The following is a 26,182-nucleotide window of genomic DNA, read 5'->3' as shown; positions in this document are numbered from 1 at the left end:
TTTATAGGCAAGTGATGAATAACGATAAACGCCCATTATACATTCCATATGCTGGTCCAGCTCTTCTTAGTACGCCACTTCTGAACAAAGGCAGCGCCTTTTCTGCAGAAGAAAGAGCGTCTTTCAATTTGGAAGGCCTGTTACCAGAAAAAACCGAAACGATTCAGGAGCAGGTGGAACGCGCATACCAACAATATAAAAACTTTGAAAGTGATATGGCAAAGCATATCTATCTGCGCAATATCCAAGATACTAATGAAACCTTGTTCTACCGGCTGTTGCAAAACCATGTTTCAGAAATGATGCCGATAATCTACACACCGACGGTCGGCGCAGCATGTGAGAATTTTTCAAATATTTACCGACGCGGCCGTGGGCTTTTCATCTCTTATGCCAATCGAGACAGAATCGACGACCTACTAAACAATGCAACAAGCCATAACGTAAAAGTCATCGTCGTAACAGATGGCGAACGCATTTTGGGCCTTGGAGACCAAGGTATAGGTGGCATGGGGATTCCTATCGGTAAGCTAGCACTTTATACGGCATGTGGTGGTATAAGCCCTGCGTACACTTTGCCTATTGTGTTGGATGTTGGTACCAACAATCCACAGCGCCTTGCTGATCCTATGTATATGGGTTGGCGTCACCCTCGAATTACCGGTGAAGAATATGACGAGTTTGTTGAGGACTTTATTCAAGCCGTTCACCACCGCTGGCCAGATGCATTAATTCAGTTTGAAGATTTTGCTCAGAAAAATGCCATGCCCTTACTAGAGCGATACAAAGACCGGATTTGTTGTTTCAACGACGATATTCAAGGTACTGCTGCCGTGACCGTTGGGTCTCTATTGGCTGCATGTCAAGCAGCTGGAACGAAACTGTCAGACCAACGAATCACTTTTCTGGGGGCTGGGTCCGCCGGTTGCGGAATCGCAGAAGCCATTATTTCTCAGATGATTTCTGAAGGCATTTCTGACCAACAAGCTCGCTCACAAGTGTTCATGGTTGACCGTTGGGGCTTACTACAAGAAGGTATGCCTAACTTACTCGATTTCCAACAGCGGCTCGTGCAAAAACACAGTGTAACAGATAGCTGGGAAGCTGAAGGAACGGGGTTTTCTCTTTTAGATGTTATGCGTAATGCACAGCCAACTGTATTAATCGGTGTTTCAGGTGCTCCAGGGTTATTTAGTGAAGATGTTATCAAGGAAATGCATAAACACTGCGCACGTCCAATTGTCTTCCCTCTCTCAAACCCAACCAGTCGAGTAGAAGCAACACCACACGATATTATCGAATGGACAAATGGTGAAGCACTCGTTGCTACTGGTAGTCCATTCGACCCTGTGGTTCACGCTGGCAAAACTTACCCAATAGCCCAATGCAATAACAGCTATATATTCCCTGGTATTGGTCTAGGTGTCCTCTCGGTTCAAGCGAAGCGAGTCACAGATGAAATGCTGATGGAATCCAGCCGAGCATTAGCAACCTGCTCCCCTATGGCAGTGAATGGTCAAGGTGCTCTACTCCCTCCTTTAGAAGCCATCCATTCCGTTTCTAAGAAAATTGCCTTTGCTGTGGCCAAAAAAGCCATTGAAGAAGGGGTTGCACTGGAGATCCCTGATGATGCACTAGAAGAGTCTATTGAGCATCACTTCTGGCAACCTGTTTACCGCAAATACAAGCGTACCTCTTTCTAACTTTTAACTGTTTAAGCCCCTGGTAACGGGGGCCTACTGATATATGATGATTTTTGACTTTTTTTCCCCAGCTGGGCAATATCTTCTGCCTTATTTGGATGAAATATCCATCGCTCTTATTGCCTGCCTACTCGTCGTTTTTGGCGGTGAGATCAATACTTTACTTAGAAAAATGCTTCGTAATCAGCATTTTTTATTAAGGACTAGCGCATTTATTTTGATCAATGCATTTGGGTACGGATTAATTATTGTAAAAGCAACACCTTACCTAACTCGGACATTACATAGCCTAGATACAGGCATCATGTTCTCCATAGTTGTTGTATGCTTTATATTTATCGGCTCATGGGCACAACGGAATCGACAAATTTAGTGAGAAGGCTTTTCCACCAACCTAAACCCTCAGATAACTATTTGGCATTTCTGCTAAAGGGTGCCAAGTGGTTGCCAGTTTTTGTTTTGTGTGGTTCTGCTGCGTTATTTGGCATCGACCGTTGGGTTTCGTACCAAACCAAAGATCAGCTTTATAGTGTATCTGAGGAAATTGGAAAATTTGATGTAGCGGTCGTGCTTGGTACCAGCAAATATTTAGGTAAAGTACTCAATGATTACTACAGTAACCGAATTGATGCTGCCATAAATTTATACCAGAGGAAAAAAGTCGAAAACTTTCTTCTTAGTGGTGACAATGCTCATCGTTCTTATAATGAACCTTGGACAATGAAACGAGATCTGCTCAAAGCAGATATTCCAGAAGACAACATCTTTCTTGATTATGCGGGCTTTAGAACACTTGACTCAATTGTCAGGGCTAAAGAGATATTCGAAACCGATAATTTTCTTATCATCACTCAAAAATTTCATTGTGAGCGGGCATTATTTATCGCCAATTTCCATCATATCAATGCCAAGTGCTTTGCCGTTCCCGGCCCGACATCTCATTCAGGCTACCAAGTCCGGTTGCGTGAGGTTTTTGCCAGAGCAAAAGCGGTAATAGACCTTTACATTATGCGCGAAAGACCCAAATTCCTTGGTCCTAAAGAGCCTATACATGGTGAAGAAGTCGTTAGTAACAACCCAGTAATAAGCAATAAGCAATAAAAACGCTCTATTGTTATTAGCTTAACCCTTGGTTATCTTCAATCCCCCTTATCTGATAAACTGAATCAAAATTACAAAATCAAGAGCAATGTCTATGTCTTCCATCGCAAAAGGTACGCTGAAAAAGATGCGTTCTTCACTAGATTCACAAGTTAGTTATCAACTCCCCATTGGCGATCAAGCCATTGATCTTAAGCCATTTATTGGGCAGTCTCTAACTCTAACCTATACGGGCAATATTTTTTGTTGTTCATGCGGTAAGAAAACAAAAAAAAGCTATTCACAAGGTCACTGCTTCATCTGTATGAAAAAGCTTGCCAGCTGCGATATGTGCATAATGAAACCAGAGACATGTCATTATGATCAAGGCACTTGTCGTGAGCCAATATGGGGAGAGGAAAACTGCATGGTCGATCACTATGTCTATCTATCAAATACCTCTGGGGTTAAAGTTGGTATTACACGGCATACTCAAATCCCAACTCGCTGGATAGACCAAGGAGCGACACAAGGCTTACCTATCTTCAAAGTTCGAACGCGCAAAATCTCAGGACTGATTGAAGTTGAAATTGCTAAGCATATTGCGGATAAAACGAACTGGAGAACCTTGCTCAAAGAAGATGGAGAATCACTCGCTCTAAAACAAAAATTCGCCGAACTGCTACCACTGATTGAGCCCAAGATTAAAGAACTAAAAGACAAATTTGGTGAGGATGCCATTCAAGTTCTTGATGGTGAGATCACCTCAATTGAGTATCCAGTGCTTCAACATCCGACTAAGATTACATCACACAACTTCGATAAGAATCCAGAAGTGACTGGCACTCTAGAAGGAATAAAAGGGCAATATTTAATTTTCGACACAGGCGTTATCAATATTCGAAAATTTACCTCATATGAAGTCGAACTCAGTCGTTAATGAGCGATATAGCAAATAAAAAAGCCCCTAACAAAATTTAGGGGCTTTTCGATGCCAAACAAGTAAAGACAGCAAACTCTAATCAGTCAAGTGGACTTAAAATGTATCGATAGCGCTCCGTTTCTTGTCCAAAAGACTCGTCGATGCGTGTTTTTACTTCGTCAATAGAAACATCTACGATTACATTTTGAGCATTAACCAGTGCGTCTTTGCCAAAACCATTGACCATATACAGGGCTCGCAGCCACGCACTACTTTCTGCATTGCTCACCATATCTTCTAAATTCACCTCAAGCTGCTTTTTGGCAACCGACAGCTCATCATTTGTAATGGAGGCTTGTAAATCAGCCACGACTTTGTCTACGGCCTTCTCTACCTTTGGCAAATCATACACTGCAACCTGAGATTCAATCACCCAATCTGTTACTGGCTGGTTAAAATTCATTTTCGAATAGCTAGCTGGAGAATAATCTAGGCTGAGATCTTCACGCACGTAATTATTTAACCGACTTTCCAGTATATTCTCAATTATCTGATCAACGATTTCGAGACGTGCATCTTGTGCTCTGGCATGTTTGTTGTGTGTTCGGAGGACAAATTGACCTTTCTGTTCATTGTTGATGGCGAGATGAATTCTTGCATCAGGTCGCGGGTTGTAATCAATATGATAGTCAAGCGTGCTCACTTCTTGCAGTGGTAAAGTAGCCACATAATTGTTTATCGAATCTTGAATATCTGAAGCCTTTACATCAGCAACAATCACCATTTTTGTATTACGTGACTGCCTAAACAATTGCTCAAATGCTTGCTGAACCTGATCAACCGTCACCTTGTTAAAATCTCGTGCGTAATTGGGGAAATACGCACTGCTGGTAGCATATGTATTGGTATCAATCGCATCATACCATTGACCGACGGGTGACCTTAGGTATGACATAGATTGCTCAGCAAACTCTCGTTTTATTACCTCGACCTGCTTAGGATCAAACTTGGGATACGCTATGTTCGTATACAAAAATTGCAGCGCCTTACTGAAGTGTTCTCTAGGAACACTCATTTCAAAGCCGTGTTCTGTGTCGTTGATAGACCCCTGTATTTCAATAGAGTGTTTTCGAGTAAACGCTTTCATCTGCGTCCCGTTAAAGTTTCCTGTGCCGCTTCTTGCTATAACCGAAAACAAAATTTGTGCCGCTGGTAACAAATCTCTATCTAGTACCGCTGTCCCTCCTGCAGACATATAGACAATACTGACAAAATCACTATTTACATCAGGGTCTAAAAGAACTTCTACACCATTGTCTAACGACCAAAGCTGTTCGCCATTCTCGTATACAACTGAGTCGGGTAATGGGCCAGAAGACTTCACTTCAGCCAACCCATTAACATCAAAATTAATTTGGTTGTTTACAACTCCTGTGATTCGATACATGCTTTTCCACTCTGGCATTGCTTGTTCAATATGCTCGACGGATTCATTAGCACCAACACCTACGAACATTCCATAAGAAGAAGATAGCATATTGTTTAGATGCTGATTGACCGTATTAACGTCAGCACTGCGAATCGCATGGTCGAGATTGAGTTTATAGTCTTTACGTGATTGAGTTGGCGCCCCTGTGAGTATTTGCGTGATTTTCTCATTAACAAAACGTTCAGGCTTTCGCACTTCCCAATCTTCATCAGCATGTCTACGCAAACTTTTATATTCAGCCATGACTATATCTAATTCCGATTGACTAACACCATGATCTCTCAAAGAAGCCAAAATATTCAAGAAAGTTGACTGAACAAGCTCTCTGTTTGCTTCCGAAAAAGCCAGCGATGCTTCGTAGAAAATTAGGTTCTCCAGTGAATACGAATTTGAATACAGACGATGAAATGGGATCGCTTCTTCATCAAGGACAGACGTCAAGCGCATACCAATTAATTGAGCCACGATATAGTCAAGTTTACTCTTAAGTAATTGTTCTTGTGTTGTGACTGTACTGCTACCTCGGGCAAATTTAAGGCCGAAAACCGCACTTTCGTCAGTGGCAACCTTAGAGACAAAATCGCCTTCACTTGCTATCAACATTGGCGGCTTAGGCGCATGTTCTGAATGGGTGACCGCCCAATCAGAAAATAACTTTTCGATCATAGCCGCTACTTTAGAACGTTCAATGTTGCCCGCAATAATGATCTCAGCATTTTGTGGTTGGTACCATTTATCGTAGAAAGCTTTTAAAGAGTCAGAGGTTGCAGACCGAATAACCTCACTTGTTCCTCCTGGGTCCCTTTGAGCATAAATACTCCCCTTTATCTCATTTTGGTAGTACTTTTGCTCAAAAGACACATCAGAATCACTATACCTATTTTCTGATAGCAAAATACTTTTTTCTCGTTCAACTTCCACAGGAGAAAAAGTAATGCGGCTTGCCACATCTCTCAACCAAAGCAGCGCCTGATCAAATGGCTCTGGATTAATAAGATTGAGTTTGTAGGTCGTATTATCGTATTGAGTATGGGCGTTTACACCATGCGATCTTTGGGCTCCGGTCGCTTCCATCAGGTGTTCCACTTCCTTGGGGGTGAAGTTTTCACTTCCCTCAAAAGCAAGGTGTTCAACATAATGAGCGTAACCTAACTGATGAGGCTCTTCAGCTATTGATCCAACTCGAATCAATAGCCTAATAGATATACCTTCAGAATCCATGGGATAAAGGTGATACTTCATACCATTATCCAACACTCCAGAAGACCAGTTTGTATTGGGTTGAATTGGGATTGGTCCAGATGGATGATTCTGAGCACATCCGGCAAGTAGCAGCCAACATAAGGCAAAAAACTTTTTCATTGTAATACTTCTTTGTTTTTATATTCACAAGAAATATACCGTTAATAATATCAATGTCTAGCGTTAATAATGAACTCTATGTAACAAAAACACCCAGCCGAAAGAGAGATTATTTTATCAATAAATTCAATGCTTTGAAATTATCAAAAAGGCCAGCTAAATTCACTAATGCACCATAAATGTGTGCTTCAATATAATTAATTAGTGAGTAGAAAACATGACGTCGATTAACAATAAAGTTGGTATTACCTCATTACTGAAAAAAAGCGCGACTGCAGCCGTTTGCACAGCGCTCGTTGCTTGTGCTGGCAATCCTTATGTGCGACACGCCGAGCGTAACGATGTAATCACACTAGGTGATTCAATATTTGACCTATCGGGTGAACTTCAACAATTTCTTGAAGGGCCTGAGATGGCAAACACCACATTCCGTGATTATACATTAAGCGGTGCTAAGCTAAGCGGAGGGATTGTTGCAAAACCCGTTGTTGAACAATATCAAGATGCACAAGCTGACGACCCCAATATTAACGTCATCGTTATGGACGGTGGTGGTAACGATATTTTGCTACCTGCAATGATATTTGATCCCTACGAATGCAAAACGACTTGGTACCGTCCTGAGTTAAGCGACAAATGTACAAGCTTGGTAGATGACGTATACGTGGACACCGTCAACCTCCTCAATCAAATGAAACAAAATGATGTTCAGCAGGTCATTTATTTGGGCTACTACTACACAACTGGCAACAAGACTGACCTACATCAAGCGATCGATTATGGTGATAGGAGACTTATTGATGCGTGCAATAACACAACTGTATCCTGTCAATTTGTCGACCCTAGATCAAATATCACGTCGGAAGATGTGTTGTCTGACAATATCCATCCCAACACATCAGGTTCTCAGAAGTTAGCTCAAGCGATCTGGCCATATCTAGAAGCGGTACTTTAACCCCCCCACTCTACGTCTAGCCTAGGTTATTGTGGGCTAGACATGAATCGCAAGGAGAAGTAAATGAGTAAATGGATATGGGTTTACAGCTTTTGTGCCCTTGTTTTATTGGGTATCTGGTTCATTCCCTTAACAATCCCGAGTTCCACAATTTCTGAAGTTGAACAAACTAAGATCCTACCGCTGGATGACCAAATCGCGGCAATCTCTCTACCAAAGCCAAGAGATAATTCTGAGCTTGTACACGAATTAGCACAAACAATACGTCAGGAGTTGGGTGAAAGCATCCAGCATGTTGAAATACAAGTGGGATTAGAAGATTTTCGCCAGCATCTACGAGACAAATACCAAGATGATACTGACAGTCTTTTTCATTCTGTCATTCAAGTAGCCTTCCCAACATATGCGGAGCAAATTTTTGCCAACTTATCGCGTATGCAAAAATATGAACACTGGCTGCTTACCGAAATGAAATCCTTGCTTACTATGACTTTTGAACAAAAACAAATCGCTATATGGGCAAAGCGCCGCGAACTCTTTGCATCGGATGCCGATATACTCTGGTCTGCAGAGCTTGCCGAACGTGAGCAACGAATGGCAGACACACGTAAATCGATTGAACTCTTAAACCATGCTTATGATATGGAGATCAATCAACGCTTATTCGCACTCAAAGCCACAATAGAAACCAATTTCTCTGAACAGGTTGGTGGACAAATTCTAAGCCCAGCGATGCTAGCCAGTACTTTCTTCAGTTTAGATTCGGTTCAGCGTGATTTGGGGAAGATGTCCCCTTATGAACGCTCAGAGCAGCTCAATAGCATACGCAGAGACCTTGGATTTAGCGAACGTCAAATTGAGAAAGCGGCACTTAAGGATGAAAAAAATGAGCTTCGTTGGCAGATTGGCTATCAATACATGCGTGAAAGGCAGGCATTGCTAGATACTCTCTCGGGTGATGAATTAGATCATGAATTAAAGCGTTTAAGAATGAACTACTTCGATGACGAAGCGTCCACGCTTGAAAAAGAAGAACAACAAGGGTTTTACCGATTCAAGCGCCCACGCGTATATGGCAGAAATTGATCTGCTTCTGCTATTAAAGCGAATACGATTCGAGAGGTTTACCTCTCACCGTCACGCGGTGTAAACGACGCGGATTATCACCATAGTCAGTGACCGCAAAATGCTGAGTTGATATATTGTCCCAGATTGCAACAGAGCCGACCTGCCAAGAGAATCGCACCTGAAAGTCGGGCAATCTAGCGCGTTCATACAACTTTTTCAGTAGGTTTTCGCTTTCTCGTTCTGGCAGTTGATTGATTTTGCGCGTGAACTGCTCGTTTACATACACCGTTGCATTCCCCGTCTCAGGATGACGAACAACCAATGGATGAATAACGGGCGGATAATGGTTGGAAACTTTAGCAACATAGCTTTGCCCACCTTCTGCAACGGAATCATAGCGGCTTCCTTCAAAGGCATGCAAAGCATGTGTTGCTGTAAGCTCCTTCAGCATATTTTGTTCATCTGACGTTAGACTGAGCCACACCGCTTCCATGGAAGTCCATATTGTATCGCCTCCTTTGTCTGGACATTGCTGAGCATGTAAGATAGAACAACGACAAGGTATTTTTTGCCATGTCAAATCGGTATGCCAATAACTTTGGCTGGGTGGATTACCGCGCGATGTTTCGATTACAACCACTTGTTCTTGGTCGTCCAGATGAGGAAAAAACGGATGGACAGGTTCAAGTAAGCCAAAACGCTTAGCCACCGACATGTGCTGCTCTGGCGTCATTTCTTGGTTATGAAAAAATAGTACTTTATAACAAAGATAGGCTTGATAAAGCGCCTCAAATTCATCATCAGTCAAATTGGAAAGCTCGACACCGTCAACATAAGCACCAATATTTGCTGTCAAAGGGGTTATATTCACATTTCTTCCTTACTTCATCCGTTTGTACAATTGACCCTATAAGCCCATGATTTATTTCATCGCGATAAACGGACACTGACTTCTCACTATAAAAGCTGCGTGACGTCAATCAGCCACAACCGTCCTTCGCCTAATGAAAGCAGATCCGCATCTCAAGGGCCAACATTGTTATTAAACGTCAGCTGCATTTTCAACTCAACACATAAAGATAACGTTTGCATTCTAAGCTATAACCATTACTTACACTTAGGTCGCGCTATGGCACTTTCAATATCGGCCCATATTCCATACAATCGAGCAGTATGTTCAGATCAATTATCAGCGGGGCACAAATGAGCAACATTAAACATAGCAAGCTTCTTATTCTTGGATCAGGTCCTGCGGGATATACGGCAGCGGTGTATGCTGCCAGAGCAAATCTAAACCCTGTGCTTATGACGGGCATGCAACAAGGCGGTCAGCTGACAACAACCACAGAAGTTGAAAACTGGCCAGGAGATCCAGAAGGCCTAACTGGGCCAGCACTAATGGAACGGATGAAGGAACACGCTGAGCGTTTTGACACCAACATCATTTTCGACCACATCAACAAAGTTGATTTCAGTCAGCGTCCTTTTGTGCTCAAAGGAGACGACGGCGAATACAGTTGTGATGCACTTATTATTTCCACTGGTGCCTCAGCCAAATATCTGGGATTGGAGTCTGAAGAAGCATTCAAAGGACGCGGTGTATCGGCGTGTGCCACATGTGACGGCTTTTTCTATCGCAACCAAAAAGTCGCGGTTGTGGGCGGTGGTAATACTGCCGTAGAAGAAGCGCTCTATCTATCTAACATTGCCTCTGAAGTCCACTTGATACATAGACGAGATAGCTTCCGAGCTGAAAAGATTTTAATCCGTAGACTGATGGATAAAGTCGAAAGTGGCAATATTTTCCTTCACACAGACAGAGTATTAGAAGAAATCACCGGCGATGAGATGGGAGTGACGGGTGTTCGCATCAAAGATACCCAGTCAGGCACCATTGAACAGCTGGACGTAATGGGCGCATTTATTGCAATTGGACATCAACCAAATACGGGGATTTTCCAAGGCCAGCTGGAAATGAAAGACGGTTACATTGTTGTCCAATCGGGACTGAATGGCAATGCCACTCAAACCAGTGTTCCCGGCGTTTTTGCCGCAGGCGATGTCATGGATCACACCTACCGTCAGGCTATTACATCTGCTGGTACAGGATGCATGGCGGCACTCGACGCGGAAAGATACCTAGACACACTTGCAGAAGGTAAATAATATTTTTCACTTTTGAGTCAAAAGCGCAAAGCCTTATGGTATTACCATGAGGCTTTCTTTTGTATAATCGCCAGCTTAGAGTCATCAAAATAATTATCATTAAGCCTCATAATGGACAAAAATAAACAGCGCAGCTTGAACAAATGGCTCAAGCAGCAAAGCAAGTTAGCAAAGCGCTGGCTGCTCGCTGCAGTCGGTCTTGGTGTCGTTTCAAGCCTATTTTTACTGGCTCAAGCCGCCTTACTTGCGACTATCCTTCAGCAATTGATCATCGATCAGGTTCCAAAGCAGCAGCTTATTCCATATTTTTTTGCGTTATGCGCAATCATTGGTATTCGAGCACTGTGCTCATGGGGTAGAGAGCTTGCTGGTTATCGTTGTGGTGAACAAATTCGTCTTTATATACGGCAACTGATTCTTGATAAATTGCGAGAACTCGGTCCTGCCTACATCAAAGAAAAACCAGCAGGAGCTTGGGCAACCTTGCTGCTGGAACAAGTAGAAGATATGCATGATTTCTTCGCTCGTTACTTACCCCAAATGTCACTTGCCGTGTTGGTACCTATCGTTATTCTTGTGGTTGTTTTCCCCATCAACTGGGTAGCTGGTTTAATATTTTTGATCACAGCACCACTGGTCCCACTATTTATGGCCCTTGTCGGCATGAAAGCAGCCGAGGCCAATCGCAAAAACTTCAAAGCGATGCAACGTCTATCTGGCCATTTTTACGACCGTTTGCAATCGATGACCACCATTCGTTTGTTTGATAGAACCAAGGCAGAGACAGAAGTGATGCGTGGTGCATCAGAAGTTTTTCGCTCACGGACGATGGATGTGCTGAAAATTGCTTTTTTGTCTTCAGCCATACTTGAGTTTTTCACTTCCATTTCGATCGCCCTGACTGCCGTATACTTTGGCTTTGCCTTTATTGGCGAAATTAACTTTGGTGATTATGGATTAGGTGTAACCCTGATCGCGGGTCTTTTTATTCTTATTCTTGCACCTGAATTTTATCAGCCTCTGCGTGATTTAGGGACCTTCTATCACGCAAAACAGCAAGCCGTTGGTGCTGCAGATAGTATTGTGGAGTTTTTGCAAACGGACGCCGCTGCCGTTCGCTCGGGTGATAAAACAATCGATACAACATCAGGTATCACGATTTGCGCCCAGAACTTGGAAGTCTTTTCATCACAAGGCACAAAACTGCTTGGCCCGGTTAATTTTACCATTAAAGCCAATCAACATACTGCTTTGGTTGGTCCAAGTGGCGCTGGCAAAACCAGTTTGATTAACGCGATATTAGGCTTTTTACCCTACCAAGGTTCACTCACCATTAATGGGATTGAACGCACTCAACTGAATCTGAGTAACTGGCGAGACAACATAAGTTGGGTTGGCCAAAATCCCTTGTTGGTTCATGGCACAATTCGTGAGAATGTCACCTTGGGCAAAGATGATGTTAAACAGGATGCTATACAATCAGCTCTGGATAAATCTTTTGCTTCTGAGTTTGTTACTCAGCATGGGCTTGATTACCAAATTTCAGATCGTTCAGAAGGCTTGTCAGTTGGCCAAGCACAACGCCTCGCGCTTGCAAGAGCCATGATACAAAACGGAGACTTTTGGCTGCTTGATGAGCCAACAGCAAGCTTAGATGCACGAAGTGAGAAATTGGTGATGGAAGGTCTATCTAACCAAATAGAGGGAAGGACATCATTAATGGTGACCCACCAGCTCTTACCATTGAAAAATGTCTCTCAAATTTTAGTCATGGAAAACGGTATGCTAGTACAGCAAGGTGACTATCAAGAACTGAGTAACCAAGCTGGTTTATTTCGCAATATGCTGATCGCCAACCAAGCTCTCTCTGACACCGACAAAGGGAATCTCGATGCGTGATTTATTACCCTACTTAAAACTCTATAAAAAACACTGGTTCGGATTGTCACTCGGCATGCTGCTGGCATTACTGACATTATTTGCGTCGATTGGGCTACTCACTCTTTCGGGCTGGTTTCTTTCGGCAGCGGCTGTTGCTGGTTTGACTATCGCAAGAGAAACATTCAATTACATGCTACCCGGTGCTTTTGTTCGTGGATTCGCCATGGGTAGAACGGCTGGACGCTGGGGAGAGAGAGTGGTCAGCCATAATGCCACCTTCAAACTCCTCACCGACCTGAGAATATTCTTCTTTTCTAAACTCGCCCCATTAATTCCTGGACGAGTGTCCAACCTCAGAGATGCAGACATACTCAACCGATTGGTCGCCGACATAAGCGCAATGGATCATGTGTACCTGCGCTTAGTCACTCCAATGGTTGTCGGCTCTGCTGGTATTATTGGCCTTACCGCCCTGCTCAGCTGGTTTGATGCTAAGCTCGGTTTAATTCTTGGCGCAATCTTGATTACGTTACTCTTGCTGTGGCCTATCGTTTTTTACAAACTCGGTAAACGAAATGGCGCTGAATTAACCAGCAATAAAGCCACGTTGCGAGTTGCCACACTTGATTGGTTACAAGGTTACAGCGAACTGACACTGTTCGGTGCCGAAGAACGCTATAGAAATGCCATTTTCGATGTGCAGCAACGTTTGCTCACCAATCAACGCTTTAACGCTCACTTCGCAGGCATTGCCCAAGCACTCCTCATTCTCGCCAATGGCTGGACCATTGCTCTTATGTTATGGCTTGCGGCCGATGGCGTTGGCGGCCAATCACCCAATCCAATGATTGCTCTCGTGGTCTTTGCGACTATGGCAAGCGTCGAAATTCTCATGCCAATCGCAGGCGCATTCCAGCATCTAGGACAGACCATTACCTCAGCCCGTCGACTGAACGATATTATTCTCTCCACACCGGACGTTCAGTTCCCGAGCCAATCAACAGAACATGAATCGTCGTACTCTATTGAATACAAGGACGTAAGCTTCCAATATCCTGATGGCAACACAAACGCTTTGAGCGAGGTAAATCTTTTTATCCCAGCAGGGCAGAAAATTGCAATTTTGGGTCAAACAGGCTCTGGAAAATCAACGTTATTGCAGCTACTTAATCGATATTGGGATGTACAAAAAGGACATATCCAGATTGCTGGGCAGCCTATTACAAAGTGGAGTGAGAGCCAACTTCGCCAAGCGATAACCGTGGTTAGCCAAAGAGTAGATATACTCAATGGTACGTTAAAAGACAACCTTTTAATGGCTTCACCACACGCCACTGACCAAGATCTCCATCAAGCATTATCAAAAGTCGGTCTGTCGAAGCTTATCGACGAGCAAGGATTAGAGAGCTGGCTTGGAGATGGTGGCAGACAGTTATCAGGGGGAGAAAAGCGCCGAATTGGTATTGCTCGAGCCCTTCTACACAATGGTCCTATTCTCCTTCTTGATGAACCAACAGAAGGTCTAGATAAACAAACTGAGCGTCAGATTATGCAGTTGTTTGAGCAACACTTTGAGAATAAAACGGTCGTATTTATTACACACAGGCTCGTTGAACTGAGTAAAATGGACGCCATATGCCTTATAGAACAAGGCAGAATTGTTGAATATGGATCTCATGTGGATCTTTTGGCAAATAAGCGTCGTTACTTCGAACTCAATCAAACTCTCAACTAACACATACCTCAAACGTCGCGAGATAATAAGTTGTGGGGTGTCCATGGTTACCCCAACAAGAAAGGATATTCCCGAATGGAATTAGAGATTTATCAAGTCGATTCATTTACCAATAAGATATTCAAGGGCAACCCTGCCGGGGTGTGCATAACCCAAGAATCGCTCGATACTGAACTCATGCTGTCAATTTCACGAGAAATGGCTGTTTCAGAAACGGCCTTTCTATCTCTACAAGATATGAATCTGAGGTGGTTTACACCAGAAACAGAAGTCAAGTTATGTGGACACGGAACACTAGCGGTGGCTCACGTATTGAAAGCACAAGGCAAACTCAGTACTGGAGATAAGGTTACCTTTCAAACATTATCTGGTGAGTTAAAAGTTAAGGTCTTGCACGATAGCTATGAACTCGATTTACCTTCACCTAAAATGGCATTCGACACGGCATTATCCGACAAAAAGAGAATGGCTCTTGGGCTATCAGAGCATCAGATCGTTTCCGTATGTGACTTTGAAACTAAGCAGCTGGTCGAAGTCATTGATGAAAACGTCATCGTTAACCTCAATCCTGATTTTTCATCTCTTTTGTCAGAGAGTGGGCGTGGTATCGTCGTGACCTCACAGTCGACCAGCCAAGATTACGATATTATTTCTAGGTATTTTGCTCCTTGGGTAGGCGTCAATGAAGACCCAGTAACCGGTTCAGCGCATTGTGCGCTATCAGCCTATTGGTTCGAAAAGCTCAACGCATCAAAATTGACTGCGTATCAAGCCTCATCAAGAGGTGGTTATCTTGATCTCGAATATCTGGACAATGGCCGCGTAAAAATCAAAGGGCAAGCGGTGACATCATTGAAGGGAACTTTATTTGCCTAAAAATCAAAAAAGCAGCGTAATGCTGCTTTTTTGTGTGGTGCCAGAATGCTCATAGCCTCGCTTAACGATGCTTATTCCGGGCGCCTTGCTCTCCCGCACTTTTACGTGTCTTTCTACGTGCTGGATTATTGCTACGGCCGCCAGAACTGTTCACTCGTTCTTCATGGCGCTTAACCGCACGACGAATCTTCTGGCTTCGAGAACGCTCACGCTTACGCGACGTATTGGCTTTACTTTCGTCAAGCAGCGTTTCTTTTTCTGGACGCAACTCCACCAACTCTCGTAAGTAGTTCACTTCTTTCAGATCAAGCTCCATCCATCCACCACGAGGAAGCTTTTTATCTAAGAAAATATCACCATAACGAACACGCTTTAGGCGACTTACCGTACAATCTTGAGATTCCCACAAACGACGCACTTCTCGGTTACGTCCCTCATTGATGACAACATAAAAGGTATGGTTCATACCATCACCGCCAGCGTATACCACATCTTCAAAACGCGCTACGCCGTCATCCAATTCAACGCCACTGACAAGATTACGTACTTTCTTCTCATCAACATCACCAAACACCCGGACCAAATACTCACGTTCTACTTGTCGGCTGGGGTGCATAAGTCGGTTTGCAAGCTCACCATCGGTGGTAAAAAGCAGTAAACCAGACGTGTTTGCATCTAAACGGCCAACAGAGATCCATCGAGAGCCTCGAATCTTTGGCAGACGGTCAAATACAGTGCGACGGCCTTCTGGATCATGACGAGTACAAAGCTCACCTTCTGGTTTGTAGTACGCCAATACGCGGCAAATCACTTCTTCCTGCGCCTTGGCAGAAACAATGTGACCATCAATACGAACTACGGCATTCTCATCTTCCAGCCGCTCACCAAGTTTAGCCACAGCTCCATTTACACTCACACGACCTGCTTTAATCAAAGCTTCTAATTCGCGTCGTGAGCCATGGCCTGCTCGCGCTAACACTTTCTGCAATTTCTCGTTCATTTATCTACTATCTACCTTTGTGTCGTCTTCTCAGACGTCGATTCTCATTTGCGACCGAAATCGCGGCCGCATATTATCGCAAACTCTTATCCTAAACGCATGCTTTATTTTTACATTAAAAGGCCACTTAACCCTCTAACAAAGTGCCCATTTCATACTCTTGATTCACGATTTCCTCTCTCGGACTGAAATCTCAGTGTGCATTTAATTTTTGTTCGGTTTTCACCCAAGATTGGTCATTAAGGGTTTGCATCCAAGTGGTTAGCTGATCTGCTGGTTGTGGTCGACTAATAAAATAACCCTGAGCATAGTCACACCCATTTTCTATTAGCCAATCAAGAGAAGTTCGGTCTTCGATACCTTCGGCAACCGTTTTTAACCCAAATTGTTTCGCTAGTATTAGTGTTGATTTGGCAATTGTTTTGTCTTGCTCGTCATTAGCAACATTGAGAATAAATGACTTGTCAATTTTAAGCTCCGAAGCTGGAAGGTGCTTAAGCTGCGACAAGGAGGAATATCCTGTGCCGTAATCATCTATGGATATAGATAATCCACTGTCAGACAACCTTTTTAGCATTGACAGCGCATGTTCTGGGTCATCAGCCAAGGCACTTTCCGTGACTTCTATTGTCAGTTCACTCTCTTGACAATCGAACTCAGAAATCAACCGAAGGACCTTAGCGTCAAATTGTTTTTGTTTGAGATTCACCGCAGAAACATTAATTGCGATACCGAGCTTATACCCCGCTTGCTTCCATACCTGAAGTTGGCCTAACGCGCTATGCATAACCCAATCGGTCAACGCATCTATTTGCCCAGTTGTCTCCGCAATTTCGATAAATTCATCCGGCGCAATCATACCAAGTTCTGGGTGAATCCAACGAACCAAAGCTTCTACTCTATCAATTTGTAATGTGTTTAAATTCAGTTTGGGCTGATAATAAAGGACCAATTGATTATCTTGAATAGCCTCAGTCAATTCATGAGTTAGACGCACTCTTTCAATCGCACTCTTCGCCATACTAGATGCAAACTCCAAACCGGATACTTTCATTTTCATGGCCTGTTGCAAAGCAATCCCTGAATTATGCAATAACTGGCGAGCGGTTTCTCCATGTTTAGGGTACTGACAATAACCCGAAACAGTATGAATAGTGACCGATATGCGTTTTAACTCAAACACGCCCGATAAGCACTGTAGGACAACATTGACACTCTGCTCATCCGTCAGTGTTGTTTTACAAGTCGTTAGTAGTGCAAATTCTGACGAGTCCAATTGATAAAACTGCACTCCTTCACCAAGTGACATTAAACGATTGGCCGCTGCCACTTGCAGCTCTTCTCCGGTATCCAAACCCAAGCTGTAATTCAGCTCCTCAAATTCCAGCACCCGAAAGCGAATCAATACAAAACCGTCACATTGGATACTTACCAAGTGTTCTATATCTTCAAATAATTTCGCCTTGTTCGGCATTTGGGTGATATCAGTGTGATAGGCTCGAAAATTGAGTTCAGCTTCACGTTCATTAACCGCTTTGTTCATTATGTTGAACTCCTGAGCTAATACTCCCAATTCATCTCTACGCTGAATATTGAGTTCGATACCAGTCTCACCCCGAGCAATTTGTTGGGCCTTTTTGACGAGTTCTTGGAGCGGTTTAGCGAGATTTTTTGATAAAAAATACGCCGCAATAAGAGAACACCCAAAGGTTGCCAATACAATTAAAACAACTTGTAACCAACGATTCTGCAGCCTAATGAACAGATCTTCTCTAGAAAGATACAAAGACACCACCAGTTCTTTGCCATCATTAAAGCCCACGGTGACTGACGTTGCGATAAAATGGCTATCACTCGATCGCGGTTTGACTTCTAATTCTTGTCCATTGGTTCTGCCTTTCACACTACTGGCCAACAATGACCATTGCCCCCCCTTCTGATAGCCAATATCAACGTTCATACCTGCTAATATCGAAAGTCGTTCAGCTAAGTCGGTATCGACCGCAAAGCCAAAGCCAATCCAAGCAACCGTTTGAGCGCCACTTTGGACTGGCACCAATGCTAACTGGTAAACAATGCCTTTGTATTCATAAAGGATCAGACGGTTTTCATCAGGCAGAACATCGGTCTTTAAGCTGAGTGAACTGGGATCAGTATCTGCACTTGTCTGATTGCTTCGCTTGTCATAGATAAGTTTTCCGATAAACTCACCATTAGCATCAATGGCAATCGCCAAATCCGCGATCACCCGCTGCCTATGATTATTTAAAGCAATCAAAAAGCTACGAGTATCCTCCTTCAATGCCTGCTTTAAACCAAAATCCTTAGCCACCGTTTGAGCAAATGCGGTTAAGTTTTGCGTTCGCTGCGAAAACTGATTCTCAAATACAGCCCGCGCTGTCGTAAGATGTATCTGCGCCCGCTCGTCCTTTTCTTTCGTATTGGACTGAAACAGTGAGTAAAAAAGAACACATTGAACTGCGACCAAAACAGTCAAAAAAGACAAAAGGATTTGCGTTTGTATGCTCTTAAACTGATTCATTTAGATAACCCGTAAAAACTGATTGCCTGAGTGCTTTTTTGCTTAGGTATGGGTGACATGTCGTTTTGTAGCTCAAACGTAACGGTTGTTTGTTGGTCTAATTTTTGTTCTACACTTTCATTCATCTGCGGATGCCAAGCAATAATGTCAGCATTCTCCAAACCGACAGGCACATGAATCTGACCCATACCAGACGAATCTGTAATGGCATAATAAGGCGTATCAATCACTTTGATATAGCCGCTCATCCAATCATGGATGTTGCATCCCATCGCAACCACCCCCTCAGTAGGAAAGCTTTTCTTTACTTCATGATCTTGTGCTCGAATGATGAAAGACAGTTCAACAGGGCCTGTAATAGAATATATATGGTGAGAGAAGTCATCTTTATTGGTGAATAATACCGTCTGATTCACCCTTGCTACCGACACATAAGGCTTAAACGCTCGGCCATCCTGAGCGACTTCAGTGACCAGTGTTTTACTTTCCAAGGGCTCATCACGCGGTAGGTTTGTTGCTGTTATATAGACGACGGTATCTTTGACTGGATCACCTTTGTTGTCCAACACACGTACGTCGATTGGCGTTGCAAAACTAGCGGCACAAATAAAACAAAAAGTGAAAATGATATAACGCATATTTGATATGTGATTGGTTTGACCTAACAATCAGCATAGCAGTCAGTTGGCAAGTTTGCGGTTCGACAGAGCATAAACATCAATGTCTTATGCTCTGTCTAGTCATAATTGGCAGGATTAAAAATCAAATCACTCAAAAGGAGCTGGATCACCAGAGCCTAAGCGAGCGATAACTGGCTCATCTTCACTAAAATCGACGACTGTTGTAGGTTGCTCTCCTAGATACCCGCCGTTAAGAATACAATCTACGGCATGCTCAAGTTTATCTCTGATTTCTTCTGGATCAGATTCCGTAATATTGGCACCAGGCAAGATAAGAGACGTCGACATAAGCGGCTCACCTAACGCTTCAAGTAAGTCGAGAGCAATACGATTGTCTGGGATACGAATACCGATCGTTTTACGTTTGCTGTTCATCAAGCGTCGCGGCACTTCCTTGGTTCCCTTAAAAATGAACGTATAAGGACCCGGCGTATTATTTTTTAAAAGACGGAAGGCACTGTTATCAACACGCGCATAGATTGATATCTCGGATAAATCACGGCACAGCAGAGTAAAGTTGTGCTTTTCATCCAATTTACGAATTTTACAGATCCTATCGAGCGCCTGCTTATTCTCCAGCTGACAACCTAACGCGTATCCTGAATCTGTGGGGTAAATGACAACACCACCATTGCGTATGATGGCGACAGCCTGATTGATCAAGCGAGCCTGAGGGTTTTCTGGATGTACATAAAAAAACTGGCTCATTACAATTCCTCATCACTGAGTCTCTCGACTCTATAATTTTGTTAATGCTATAGTCTTGCGACCTTATTAATCAACAACCAAACCATAAACTCAAACTAAGTGTTCAAATTTAGACCAAAAAATTTAGCCTTCTGTGGGGTGATAAAACGACATATCTTTCCATACTGGCTCGACACCAGACGGTAACCAGAGGTTTCTACCCAACTCTGTCCATGGAGAGGGATAATGGAAATCACTCCCCTGAGAAGCCAATAGGTTGTATTGTATCGCATAATCTGCCAGATTACGTCTTTCTTGTTGTCCCTGCTGTGGTTGGGCAACTTCCATAGCATCGCCCCCTGCTTCAACAAATGCGCTGATTAGCCTTTTTAGCCACTTTGCGGTTAAATTATAGCGTCCAGGATGAGCAAGTACCGCTAAGCCTCCAGCATGATGTATTGCATCAACCGCCTCTTTCATTGAACACCAATTTGGCGGAACATAACCCGGATTATCACGAGTCAGGTATTTCTTAAACACTTGCTGCATCGTTTTAGCGTAACCATTGTCAACTAGCCACTTAGCGAAGTGCGCGCGAGTGATTGGGGCTTCACCAGCAATCACTTTCACTTCCCCGTACAGCCCATCCTTAGTGGCTTTGGCCAGACGTTGAGCAATTAATTGTGCACGTACGTGACGATGTTGCTTTTGCTGCTCTATGAGCTCGGTCAGTGCATCAGATGAAGGGGTAATGTTAAGGCCAACAATATGAATGTCTTTGTTTTGCCATACGGTCGATATTTCAATGCCATTGATAATGATGATCGGTAACTGATTTGAGTCAACATAATGATGTGCAGGCTGCAGTCCATCGACGGTATCATGGTCTGTGATGGCTAACACATCTATGTCAAATTCGATTGCTCTGTCTATCAGCTGGCTGACTGATAATCGCCCATCAGACGCAGTCGTATGACTATGTAAATCAATTTTCATAAACTTATTTTTTAGTTGACTTTTTATCAATGAACTAGTTTACTAGTACACAAATACAAAGTATTTCATTTAGGACTTACCATGTTACAAGAATTTAACTCAAATCAAAAAGCGAATCTTGCAAATAACGGTCAACACGATCGCAGTGCAAGCGTTTCTTGGTGGCGTTCTTGGACAAGTTCTAGGTGGGCCGATACATACTTTTAATTTACCCAATTAATGTTATCAAGCCCGCTATATAAAGCGGGCTTTTTGTTTTGTCGAATATAATGCATTTAGCTGGTCTTACAATCACAATTAGGTCAAATTCCACATTGGGTGATTGTCTTGTTTGTGCGACTATATGCGGCGGGAAGTGTAAAATGATCAATAATAAAGGAGGTCTTGTGAACAAGGCCATTGAAATCAAAACGTTAGGCGATTTGGAAGTCATTCATACGACAGCACCCTACACGCTGGACCCTACTCGTTTATTCCACACATTGTGCGAAAACAAAACCGATAGCCTGCTGCTTGAGTCGGCTGAGATAGACTCCAAGCAAAACTTGAAAAGCCTATTAATTGTCGATTCTGCGGTGCGGATTGTTTGTTATGGACACACTGTCACTATGCATGCTCTCACCAACAACGGCCGATCATTGCTTGCGCACTTAACACAAAACATTCACAGCAACATCAATCATGCATTTGATGGTGAAAAACTCACGTTAGAATTTGAAGAACCATGCAATACGCTGGATGAAGACTCTCGACTGCGTGAGGCGTCGTCTTTTGATGCTCTGCGTCTGATACAGCACAGTTTTGATATCAGCAAACAAGATAAACATGCTATCTTTCTTGGTGGCCTGTTTGCCTACGACCTAGTAGCAAACTTTGAACCTCTTGGCAGCGCAGTACATTCCAATCAATGCCCAGATTATGTCTTCTACGTTGCTGAAACCTTGCTGGTTGTTGATCATCAACGTGAATCATGCGATGTCCAAGCGACCCTATTTGCAGCAAGTGATGAAAAGGCCAACTTAGAAGCACGTATACAAGATATCCAACATCAGTGTGCTCACTTAAAAGACTCACCTGTCGCCGAAAAAAGAAGTGATTTATCACCTAAACCAAGCATCAATGATGAAGATTTTTGTCAAATAGTCCGCGACCTTAAGGAGTATGTGGTCAAAGGTGATATTTTCCAAGTCGTTCCATCTCGCCGCTTCACTCTTCCTTGCCCATCTCCACTTGTTGCCTATAAAGAATTAAAGCAAAGCAATCCCAGCCCATATATGTTCTTTATGCAAGATGAGCTATTTACTCTGTTTGGTGCCTCACCTGAAAGTGCCCTTAAGTACGAAACACACACCAATCAAGTTGAAATCTATCCGATTGCAGGCACACGTCCACGAGGCAAACAGCCCAATGGCCAAATTGATTTTGATTTGGATAGCCGCATCGAACTCGAACTGCGTACTGATAAGAAAGAAAATGCAGAACACATGATGTTGGTTGATTTGGCGCGAAACGACGTTGCACGTATCTCGAAAGCGGGTTCACGTCATGTAGCAGACTTATTAAAGGTGGATAGATATAGCCACGTGATGCATTTAGTTTCCCGTGTCGTCGGCCAATTACGTGATGATTTAGATGCTCTGCATGCGTATCAAGCCTGCATGAACATGGGCACTCTCACAGGCGCACCGAAGATTCGTGCTATGCAGCTTATCCGCAATGTAGAAAGCTCTCGTCGTGGCAGCTACGGCGGCGCCGTTGGCTACCTAACAGGCGAAGGTACGTTAGACACTTGTATCGTCATCCGCTCTGCTTATGTGGAGAATGGAATAGCACAAATTCAGGCCGGTGCCGGTGTTGTATTTGACTCAGACCCTCAAGCAGAAGCCGACGAAACTCGTAGTAAGGCGCAAGCCGTCATCGCTGCAATTCAATCAGCACATAAGGAGCAGTAAGCAGATGGCTAATATCGTATTTATTGATAACTTTGACTCATTCACATACAACTTGGTCGATCAGTTTCGTTCTCTGGGACACGATGTCACCATCTATCGCAATAGCATTCCAGCATCGACCATTGAAGCTGCGGTAAATCATCTTGATAACCCTGTTGTACTGCTATCACCCGGTCCTGGCGCGCCATCAGAAGCAGGCTCAATGCCAGAAGTGATCAATAACCTCAAAGGTAAAGTGCCTATGATAGGAATTTGCCTTGGCCATCAAGCGATTGTTGAGGCCTATGGCGGTACGGTTGCTGGGGCTGGTGATATTGTCCATGGTAAGGTTTCTATGATGGAACACCAGCATCATGCCATCTATAAGAATTTGCCTTCTCCCATTGCAATCGCGCGCTATCACTCTCTTGTCGCAACCGATGTACCAGAGTCATTAACGGTTACCGCAGAAGTTGATGGTTTAGTCATGTCTGTGGTGCAAGAACAAGATAAAGTCTGTGGCTTTCAATTCCACCCCGAATCAATCATGACAACGCAAGGCGCTACTTTGTTGGCAAATGCCATTGAATGGGCGTTAGAAAACTCAGAAACACACGCATTGCAGCAATAAGGAAAGAGACATGGATAATATAATTAATAAACTCTACCAACAGACCTCTCTGACCCAAGCCGAAAGCAAGCAGCTGTTTGATGTCATTATTCGCGGCGAGCTGGACCCGATTTTGATGGCTTCGGCACTCACCGCGCTCAAAATCAAAGGTGAAACACCTGATGAAATTGCCGGCGCAGCGACTGCGTTGCTTGATAATGCAAACCCATTTCCTCGCCCCGACTATGATTTTGCCGATATTGTCGGCACTGGTGGTGATGGCCACAATACCATTAATATCTCAACCACCGCAGCCTTTGTCGCTGCAGCTTGCGGGCTCAAAGTCGCCAAACATGGTAACCGCAGTGTTTCGAGTAAATCCGGCTCTTCGGATTTGTTGGATTCGTTTGGTATTGATCTGGCGATGAGCGCTGAAACCAGTCGCTCAGCGATGGATAAGTTGGGCGTAGCTTTTCTCTTTGCCCCTCAATATCACAGTGGGGTTCGCCATGCGATGCCCGTTCGCCAAACAATGAAAACGCGAACTATATTCAATATTCTTGGTCCACTGATTAACCCCGCTAGACCAAGTATTGAGCTTATGGGCGTGTACAGTGAAGATTTAGTTAGACCAATTGCTGAAACCATGCTCAAGATGAACATGAAACGAGCGGCTGTTGTGCATGGCAGTGGTCTTGATGAAGTGGCGATTCATGGTCAAACCACTGTGGCAGAAATCAAAAATGGGCAAATTATTGAGTACACCTTATTCCCAGAAGATTTTGGCCTAGCCACGCACCCGCTAGATGCGATAAAAGGTGGCGCACCCGAGGAAAACAAAGCCATCATCACTAATATTCTTACGGGTAAAGGCACAGATGCTCAAATCGGTGCGGTCGCAGTCAATGTCGCTCTCCTCATGAGGCTTTTTGGTCGTGACAATCTCAAAGACAATACCCAGCAAGCTATTGCTGTCATGAATTCAGGTAAGGCATTTGAACTCGTGAAACAGTTATCAGCCCATAAATAAGTACTCTAGGATAAGGTAAAATCCATGACTCAGACACAAGATAAACTTTCCGAACATATCTCCGTTAAGGAAGCTCAAATGGCGGAAGTATTGGCCAAAATTGTCCGTGATAAATACCTATGGCTAGAAGAACACAAATCGTCTTTACCTCTATCTGAGTTTAAAGAGGCACTCACGCCATCTGATCGCAGTTTTTATCAAGCTTTCAGTGGAGAGAAAACGGCTTTTATAACGGAATGTAAAAAAGCCTCTCCTTCGAAAGGGCTGATTCGAGAGAATTTTGATCTTGATTATATTGCCTCAGTCTACAATAAACACGCGGATGCTATCTCGGTCCTAACGGATGAAAAGTATTTTCAAGGCAGCTTTGAGTTTTTGCCACAAGTGAGACGCCAAGTTTCTCAGCCTGTACTGTGCAAAGATTTTATTGTCGATGCCTATCAAATTTATCTTGCTCGTCATTACTCAGCCGATGCTATTCTGCTCATGTTGTCGGTACTTAACGATGAGGAATATAAGGCACTCGCCGCCGTCGCCCACTCTCTCAATATGGGTATTTTAACCGAGGTCAGTAACGAAGAAGAACTTCAGCGAGCCGTCGAACTTAAAGCAAAAGTGATTGGCATTAATAATCGTAACTTACGCGATCTGACAACCGATCTAAACCGCACCAAAGAATTGGCTCCCAAAATACGTGATTTGGCACCAGACGCAACGATAATTTCGGAATCGGGCATCTACACCCATCAGCAAGTACGTGACTTGGCCGAGTTTGCCGATGGCTTTCTTATCGGTAGCTCGTTAATGGCAGAAGATGACCTTGAACTAGCCGTGCGCAAAGTGACATTAGGTGAAAACAAGGTGTGTGGTTTAACCAATCCAGATGATGCAGCAAAAGCATACCAAGCTGGCGCTGTATTTGGTGGCTTGATTTTTGTCGCCAAGTCCAAGCGGTGCGTTGACATTGAAACCGCACGCTTAACCATGTCAGGTGCCCCTCTTCGATATGTGGGTGTGTTCCAAAACCACGACGTTGAAACCGTTGCCAATCTCGCCAACCAACTTGGGTTAAATGCCGTTCAACTGCATGGTGAAGAAGATCAAGACTATATTGATACTCTGCATACTCAGCTCAATCAGGATATTGAGATTTGGAAAGCATATGGGGTGAAGGACTCGCTACCGAGTTTTCTCAACCCACCAGTCAACCGCCATCTTCTTGATACTCAAGTTGGCGCACAAACGGGTGGCACTGGTTTGGTATTCGACTGGGCGCTCATAAAAGAGAAAAAACAAGTCATGTTAGCAGGTGGCATCTCACCTTTTAATGCTCAAAAAGCCGCAGAGCAAGGCTGTTTAGGACTAGATCTGAATTCAGGGGTTGAATTATCTCCGGGCAAAAAAGATCGCCAGAAGTTGCAACAAGCTTTCGCGGCGATTCGCAACTACTGACAATGAGTCCGAGTAAG

The 26,182-nt window shown here is 43.7% G+C and carries 22 protein-coding genes and 1 other annotated feature; of the genes, 15 read left to right on the top strand and 7 right to left on the bottom strand.

The genetic code is table 11. From position 1 onward, the window contains the following. The first annotated feature begins 14 nt into the window (after nt 1-14). The 4 genes from QQK21_RS02090 to QQK21_RS02075 all read left to right on the top strand — a co-directional run bounded on the left by QQK21_RS02090 (nt 15) and on the right by QQK21_RS02075 (nt 3,723). Nucleotides 15-1,703: an NAD-dependent malic enzyme gene (locus QQK21_RS02090; RefSeq protein ID WP_284190552.1), complete on the top strand. Its 1,689-nt coding sequence runs from the start codon at nt 15-17 to the stop codon at nt 1,701-1,703. Nucleotides 1,704-1,746: 43 nt separating this feature from the next. After that, complete coding sequence (locus tag QQK21_RS02085) at nt 1,747-2,076, top strand: DUF3392 domain-containing protein (protein WP_284190551.1); 330 nt, start codon at nt 1,747-1,749, stop codon at nt 2,074-2,076. Then, a complete protein-coding gene (locus tag QQK21_RS02080) occupies nt 2,076-2,804 on the top strand; it encodes a SanA/YdcF family protein (RefSeq protein WP_431313095.1) in 729 nt (242 codons plus the stop codon). Before QQK21_RS02085 ends, QQK21_RS02080 begins: the two co-directional genes overlap by 1 nt. Nucleotides 2,805-2,898: 94 nt before the next feature. Beyond that, nucleotides 2,899-3,723: a DUF2797 domain-containing protein gene (locus QQK21_RS02075; RefSeq protein ID WP_284190550.1), complete on the top strand. Its 825-nt coding sequence runs from the start codon at nt 2,899-2,901 to the stop codon at nt 3,721-3,723. Nucleotides 3,724-3,805: 82 nt separating this feature from the next. Here QQK21_RS02075 and QQK21_RS02070 read toward each other — a convergent pair whose 3' ends face one another. Beyond that, a complete protein-coding gene (locus tag QQK21_RS02070) occupies nt 3,806-6,556 on the bottom strand; it encodes a M16 family metallopeptidase (RefSeq protein ID WP_284190549.1) in 2,751 nt (916 codons plus the stop codon). Between the two features lie 217 nt (nt 6,557-6,773). On the opposite strand from QQK21_RS02070, the gene QQK21_RS02065 reads away from it, so the two are divergent. Together QQK21_RS02065 and QQK21_RS02060 are read left to right on the top strand one after the other, a co-directional pair. Beyond that, nucleotides 6,774-7,511, top strand: coding sequence for an SGNH/GDSL hydrolase family protein (locus tag QQK21_RS02065; RefSeq protein ID WP_284190548.1), 738 nt, complete (start codon nt 6,774-6,776; stop codon nt 7,509-7,511). A gap of 63 nt (nt 7,512-7,574) precedes the next feature. Continuing rightward, complete coding sequence (locus tag QQK21_RS02060) at nt 7,575-8,597, top strand: hypothetical protein (protein WP_284190547.1); 1,023 nt, start codon at nt 7,575-7,577, stop codon at nt 8,595-8,597. A gap of 13 nt (nt 8,598-8,610) precedes the next feature. Here QQK21_RS02060 and QQK21_RS02055 read toward each other — a convergent pair whose 3' ends face one another. Next, nucleotides 8,611-9,450, bottom strand: a complete 840-nt coding sequence (locus QQK21_RS02055; protein ID WP_284190546.1) for a TauD/TfdA dioxygenase family protein — start codon at nt 9,448-9,450, stop codon at nt 8,611-8,613. Between the two features lie 332 nt (nt 9,451-9,782). Here QQK21_RS02055 and trxB point away from each other — a divergent pair, with 332 nt between their 5' ends. From trxB to QQK21_RS02035, 4 genes are all read left to right on the top strand, one after another. After that, nucleotides 9,783-10,745 carry a thioredoxin-disulfide reductase gene (gene trxB, locus QQK21_RS02050; protein WP_284190545.1) on the top strand — a complete coding sequence of 321 codons (963 nt, stop codon included), beginning with the start codon at nt 9,783-9,785 and terminating at the stop codon, nt 10,743-10,745. A 111-nt stretch (nt 10,746-10,856) separates the two neighbouring features. Beyond that, entirely contained in the window at nt 10,857-12,644 is a 1,788-nt protein-coding gene (cydD, locus tag QQK21_RS02045) for a heme ABC transporter permease/ATP-binding protein CydD (RefSeq protein ID WP_284190544.1), read from the top strand. Then, on the top strand, nt 12,637-14,361 hold the full coding sequence (gene cydC / locus QQK21_RS02040; protein WP_284190543.1) for a heme ABC transporter ATP-binding protein/permease CydC: 1,725 nt from the start codon (nt 12,637-12,639) through the stop codon (nt 14,359-14,361). Before cydD ends, cydC begins: the two co-directional genes overlap by 8 nt. 75 nt (nt 14,362-14,436) lie before the next feature. Then, nucleotides 14,437-15,237 (top strand): PhzF family phenazine biosynthesis protein, encoded by an 801-nt coding sequence (locus QQK21_RS02035; RefSeq protein ID WP_284190542.1) that lies wholly within the window; start codon nt 14,437-14,439, stop codon nt 15,235-15,237. 61 nt (nt 15,238-15,298) lie between these two features. Here the strand turns inward: QQK21_RS02035 and rluB are convergent, their stop codons facing one another. The 5 genes from rluB to rnm all read right to left on the bottom strand — a co-directional run bounded on the left by rluB (nt 15,299) and on the right by rnm (nt 21,142). Further along, entirely contained in the window at nt 15,299-16,237 is a 939-nt protein-coding gene (gene rluB / locus QQK21_RS02030) for a 23S rRNA pseudouridine(2605) synthase RluB (RefSeq protein ID WP_284190541.1), read from the bottom strand. A 193-nt stretch (nt 16,238-16,430) separates the two neighbouring features. Next, the gene (locus tag QQK21_RS02025) at nt 16,431-18,779 is read right to left on the bottom strand and encodes an EAL domain-containing protein (RefSeq protein WP_284190540.1); all 2,349 of its coding nucleotides are present in this window, start codon (nt 18,777-18,779) and stop codon (nt 16,431-16,433) included. Further along, entirely contained in the window at nt 18,776-19,417 is a 642-nt protein-coding gene (locus QQK21_RS02020; protein ID WP_284190539.1) for a cupredoxin domain-containing protein, read from the bottom strand. The genes QQK21_RS02025 and QQK21_RS02020 overlap by 4 nt, the downstream gene beginning before the upstream one ends. A 129-nt stretch (nt 19,418-19,546) precedes the next feature. After that, the gene (locus QQK21_RS02015) at nt 19,547-20,167 is read right to left on the bottom strand and encodes an L-threonylcarbamoyladenylate synthase (RefSeq protein WP_284190538.1); all 621 of its coding nucleotides are present in this window, start codon (nt 20,165-20,167) and stop codon (nt 19,547-19,549) included. A 123-nt stretch (nt 20,168-20,290) separates the two neighbouring features. Continuing rightward, entirely contained in the window at nt 20,291-21,142 is an 852-nt protein-coding gene (gene rnm, locus QQK21_RS02010) for an RNase RNM (RefSeq protein WP_284190537.1), read from the bottom strand. An 81-nt stretch (nt 21,143-21,223) separates the two neighbouring features. On the opposite strand from rnm, the gene trpL2 reads away from it, so the two are divergent. From trpL2 to trpCF, 5 genes are all read left to right on the top strand, one after another. Beyond that, the gene (trpL2, locus tag QQK21_RS02005; protein WP_284190536.1) at nt 21,224-21,349 is read left to right on the top strand and encodes a tryptophan operon leader peptide; all 126 of its coding nucleotides are present in this window, start codon (nt 21,224-21,226) and stop codon (nt 21,347-21,349) included. Next, nucleotides 21,296-21,399 (top strand) — a sequence feature (Trp leader region). (Overlaps the previous gene by 54 nt.) Before the next feature lie 129 nt (nt 21,400-21,528). Next, nucleotides 21,529-23,094: an anthranilate synthase component 1 gene (locus QQK21_RS02000; protein WP_284190535.1), complete on the top strand. Its 1,566-nt coding sequence runs from the start codon at nt 21,529-21,531 to the stop codon at nt 23,092-23,094. Nucleotides 23,095-23,098: 4 nt separating this feature from the next. Continuing rightward, nucleotides 23,099-23,704 carry an aminodeoxychorismate/anthranilate synthase component II gene (locus tag QQK21_RS01995; protein ID WP_284190534.1) on the top strand — a complete coding sequence of 202 codons (606 nt, stop codon included), beginning with the start codon at nt 23,099-23,101 and terminating at the stop codon, nt 23,702-23,704. 10 nt (nt 23,705-23,714) lie between these two features. After that, complete coding sequence (gene trpD, locus QQK21_RS01990) at nt 23,715-24,713, top strand: anthranilate phosphoribosyltransferase (RefSeq protein WP_284190533.1); 999 nt, start codon at nt 23,715-23,717, stop codon at nt 24,711-24,713. A 24-nt stretch (nt 24,714-24,737) separates the two neighbouring features. Further along, nucleotides 24,738-26,165: a bifunctional indole-3-glycerol-phosphate synthase TrpC/phosphoribosylanthranilate isomerase TrpF gene (gene trpCF / locus QQK21_RS01985; RefSeq protein ID WP_284190532.1), complete on the top strand. Its 1,428-nt coding sequence runs from the start codon at nt 24,738-24,740 to the stop codon at nt 26,163-26,165. Nucleotides 26,166-26,182 lie beyond the last annotated feature (17 nt).

The organism is Vibrio zhanjiangensis, from assembly GCF_030161235.1.
Lineage (GTDB): Bacteria > Pseudomonadota > Gammaproteobacteria > Enterobacterales > Vibrionaceae > Vibrio > Vibrio zhanjiangensis.
Note: the sequence above shows the minus strand (reverse complement) of the source record. Positions and strands in the feature narration are given on the sequence as shown.